This window comes from Shewanella sp. ZOR0012 (genome assembly GCF_000798835.1).
Classification (GTDB): Bacteria; Pseudomonadota; Gammaproteobacteria; order Enterobacterales; family Shewanellaceae; genus Shewanella; species Shewanella xiamenensis.
Map to the genome: position 1 here is coordinate 3,082,723 of NZ_JTLE01000094.1, position 4,228 is coordinate 3,086,950.

The window sequence follows — 4,228 nt, forward strand, 5'->3', positions numbered from 1 at the left end:
GGCTTTTTCCCTCTAGCCCCCCGTGCTACACTCAAGCCCACGTCTTCTTAACACGATTATTTATGAAACAACTGCTTGATTTTTTGCCACTCGTTATCTTTTTTGCCGTCTATAAATTTTTCGATATTTATATCGCCAGTGGCGCCTTAATCGCAGCCACCGCACTGCAATTAGTCGTGACCTATGCGCTGTATAAAAAATTGGAGAAGATGCACCTGATTACCTTCGCTATGGTGACAGTGTTTGGCACCCTCACCTTAGTGTTCCATGACGATGCCTTTATCAAGTGGAAAGTCACTATTATTTATGCGTTATTTGCCCTAGCCCTTGGCGTGAGCCAACTACTCGACAAGTCGATTTTAAAGTCCATGTTGGGTAAAGAGATGAAGGTGGCCGATAATATTTGGGCACATGTAACTTGGTACTGGGTAAGCTTTTTTGCCATCTGTGGCCTAGTCAATATCTATGTCGCCTTTAGTCTGCCATTAGAAACTTGGGTGAACTTTAAAGTGTTTGGCCTCACCGCCTTAACCCTGATTAATACCGTAATCACCGTCTTTTACCTTTATAAACATCTTCCCGAAGATCAACGCAAGGAACTCAAATAATGTGGTATATGATTTCAGCTCAAGATGTTGAGAACAGCTTAGAAAAACGTTTAGCGGCGCGCCCTGCGCATTTAGCACGCTTACAGGAACTGGCCGATGAAGGTCGTTTGCTGGTTGCGGGTCCACACCCCGCTATTGATAGCGAAAACCCTGGCGATGCGGGTTTTAGCGGCTCATTAGTGGTTGCGGATTTCGATTCGTTAGCCACAGCTCAAGCCTGGGCAGATGCCGATCCTTACTTCGCGGCGGGCGTATATCAAAGCGTTGTGGTAAAACCCTTCAAACGAGTTCTGCCTTAATGAAAATCGTTTCTTTCAATATCAATGGATTGCGTTCTCGCCTGCATCAATTGCAAGCGTTAATCGACAGCCATCAGCCCGACATTATCGGCCTGCAAGAAACCAAAGTGCACGATGAAGCCTTCCCGCTCGCCGAAGTTGAGGCCATGGGTTATCACGTGCATTACCACGGTGGCAAGGCACACTATGGCGTAGCTATGCTCTCCAAAGTTGCCCCGCTTAAGGTGCAAAAGGGTTTTGCAACCGATGAAGAAGATGCCCAGCGCCGCATGATTATCGGCACCTTTGCTCAGGCAAATGGCCGTCCGCTAACTGTGCTGAATGGTTATTTCCCTCAGGGCGAAAGCATTGACCATCCGACTAAGTACCCTGCTAAGCGTAAGTTTTATCAGGACTTAATGGCGCATTTGCACGCTAATCATAGCAACGATGAAGATATCGCCATTATCGGGGATATCAATATTTCGCCCATCGATTTGGATATCGGCATCGGTGAAGTCAACCGCAAGCGTTGGCTAAAAACCGGAAAATGCAGCTTCCAACCCGAAGAGCGTGAATGGCTCAAAACCCTGCAAGATTGGGGATTGGTGGATACCTTCCGTCAACTGCACCCCGACCGCTGCGAACGTTATTCATGGTTCGATTACCGCAGCAAAGGATTCGATGATAACCGCGGTCTTCGCATCGATGTGATCTTAGCCACGCCGTCACTGGCCGCACGTTTAATCGAATCCGACGTCGATTACGATCTGCGCGGTATCGATAAACCCTCAGATCACGCGCCAATTTGGAGCACCTTTAAAGAAGCCTAACTCGCTTGAGTAACTTCTTTAATCGATATAAAAACATCGGCCTAAGCCGATGTTTTTGTTTAAGAGTGACTTAAGCAGAATGAGATTGGCACAAGTAAGTTAAAAATGAACAGCATACATCGCAGAAAAGTTGTGAGCTTAGCTTCAGCCACAGATTAACCGTAAGCCACGGAATTCACTCATCGACGCGCAGCAAGTCCATCCGTGGATGCAGGGCCGCCCCGTCTGATGTGAATGGATTCACGAATGCCGCGATGGCATGGATGCCAAAGAGCGGCCATGGGCGGACGGTCGTCTCGCTAATTGCCATGGCTCACCTGTTTAGCATTGGCTTCGAGAGTAAATCTTAAAGAAATACGAAGCAGCTTTAGGACAATTCCGAGTGAGTCCCTGAACTCTTATTCATCAGTTTTGGATTGAAATTTGTACGGGTAACACCCACTTAAGGTGTGATCAACGCTACCGCTGACCTTAACCATACCGTCATAAACACAAAACTCAACTATAGAATGAAAAATGCCACGCGTTGGGAATCACTCTAAAATTGCTTGTCAGCCTATATCTTCTTCGTCATGTTCGTCTAAGATTAGTGCATCATGCTCATCTAAAGCTTTAAGCATATTTGTAAGGTTTTCTCCTGTAATAAACTTACCTAAAAGCTTTAGAGCATCACTGTCAACCACCCAATTAAATGAGACATTATCTAGGAACTTTTGCCAATTGGTAATCAACATCCAGTCTCTTACAATACCAAAGACATTAGAACGTTCCCCGACCTCTTTATACGCCTCGACATAACCTTTAGGAATTATGGTTATAAGGTCTTCCAGTGTATTTACGCCGAAAGAGTTCAACTCTCGAATCAATTCACTAGTATTATTTTGAATAATATCACTACTTAGAGTAATACCGTTCTCTTCAACCCAAAAACCAAAGTATTCCTTTAAACTAATTGAATCTATCGTTGCGGTGTAATCACCTAGCTTAGACTTTTCATCAATTGATTGTTTATACAAGTCAATTTGTGAAGATAATTCATCGAACCCTTTATCTGCTATCTCTAACATACCGGCATAAAGATATAACTTTCGCTCAATCTCAGGTGGCAGAGAACCTGAAAACTTATAGTTACTATCATGAGCTAATTCTGCCCAAGCATGTTGAAGTACAGTTCTAACCTGAACTTCAAACTTTAAATCCGTAAGTTTGGAATACTCTGGTAATGTTGCTCTCTTGTTGCCAAGAGTACACACAAAGTGTACTGAACGATATCCGATTTGGTCTTTTGAAAGCACCTTGCTTTTATCTAATGAATTGTTTTTATCAACACCAAATGAGTCTGAAATCAAGTTCGAGACTCGATCAACATCCGACTCAAAGTAGAGGATAACCCTAACGCCGGAGAGATCAGTCATCTGAACTTCTGGTTTCTTATACCCTTTTCTTGTGATCTTCTCCAACGCACTCTTTTTATCTTTTGTTCGACCTGTTACAGCTAAAAAATCTATACTATTTGCTTTGAGCAAGTTTTCAAATACCGTAATAACCGATTCTGTAAGCCTAGAATGTGTTTTTAAAGCACTATCAAGCCAAATTGAATTTTTATCTTCCATCATATTCGAGAATAAATCCGGCCATCCATCTTAAATCAACAACATAATGCACTTTCGGTTTATCTACAACTTGTCCGAGTTAAAATGGCTTAAATAGGAACCATCCCCAGTCGTATGGACAGCATATAACGCAATAGATTGCGCTAATTCACTTAAAAATGGGGGATTTCAGACGAGGTAAATCGTCCCATAGTGACTGGGAGGTGTTTGGAAAGAACTGCTTTCAGAGTGATAAAGTCGTTGTCAGTTGCAGCGCAAGTGCTGGCAGCTTGCCGCAAAGTGCCATCGTTGCTTTTCGAGATGTTCGCAGTAATCGCTCTGTTCTTACAATGTGCCTACTGGACCGTGAAATAGTTTTCCAAACTCGGTGGTCAGCCTGAGCCAATTTTTATGGGTGATATTTAATCTGGTCAGTAACTTGGCGCTATTTTCACTGATGTATCCACGTTTATCATTGCGAATGATTCGGCCGGTATCATCCACCAATTGAAGGTAATCGGTTAAGACAAACGCAATGCCATTGGGTTGGTTGTCGTACTCGTTGCCAATAAAAGGCAGGAGATTGCTTGGCTGCTCACCTTTAAACGCCGCCCGAATGCGTAGTTGAATACTGGTATGGTCGGATTGTTCTGGTGTATCAGCCAGTTGGGCTCTGATAGGACTTTCTTTTAATAAAGAGTAATCAACATAAGTCATACAAGCTAATACCACGGCTTCATCGAGTAGGGCTTGATTCTATATAAAATAAATGGGTAAACCGCCCCTCCCAGAAACGACCTGTGCAGTTATCTTCTTGATTTGCTTGTCTTGCTATCGGTTCATTCAAACAGCGCATAAACCATGAAATATCACACAAACGACTGCGATAAAGGGCGATTGAATGCTTTAATCTGCTG

At 43.4% G+C, this 4,228-nt stretch carries 4 protein-coding genes and 1 pseudogene; 3 read left to right on the forward strand and 2 right to left on the reverse strand.

Features of this window, described 5'->3' with window-relative positions:
* The first annotated feature begins 62 nt into the window (after nucleotides 1-62).
* The 3 genes from L976_RS15200 to xthA are packed head-to-tail and all read left to right on the forward strand — an operon-like array spanning nucleotide 63 to nucleotide 1,719.
* Nucleotides 63-608 (forward strand): septation protein A, encoded by a 546-nt coding sequence (locus L976_RS15200; protein ID WP_037420040.1) that lies wholly within the window; start codon nucleotides 63-65, stop codon nucleotides 606-608.
* Nucleotides 608-907 (forward strand): YciI family protein, encoded by a 300-nt coding sequence (locus L976_RS15205; RefSeq protein WP_011072939.1) that lies wholly within the window; start codon nucleotides 608-610, stop codon nucleotides 905-907. The genes L976_RS15200 and L976_RS15205 overlap by 1 nt, the downstream gene beginning before the upstream one ends.
* Nucleotides 907-1,719, forward strand: a complete 813-nt coding sequence (gene xthA, locus L976_RS15210) for an exodeoxyribonuclease III (RefSeq protein ID WP_047538039.1) — start codon at nucleotides 907-909, stop codon at nucleotides 1,717-1,719. Before L976_RS15205 ends, xthA begins: the two co-directional genes overlap by 1 nt.
* A gap of 551 nt (nucleotides 1,720-2,270) precedes the next feature.
* Here the strand turns inward: xthA and L976_RS15215 are convergent.
* Together L976_RS15215 and L976_RS15220 are read right to left on the reverse strand one after the other, a co-directional pair.
* Nucleotides 2,271-3,335 carry a GTP pyrophosphokinase gene (locus tag L976_RS15215; RefSeq protein ID WP_197062283.1) on the reverse strand — a complete coding sequence of 355 codons (1,065 nt, stop codon included), beginning with the start codon at nucleotides 3,333-3,335 and terminating at the stop codon, nucleotides 2,271-2,273.
* 240 nt (nucleotides 3,336-3,575) lie between these two features.
* Nucleotides 3,576-4,228, reverse strand: a pseudogene (locus L976_RS15220) (transposase); the annotation flags it as partial.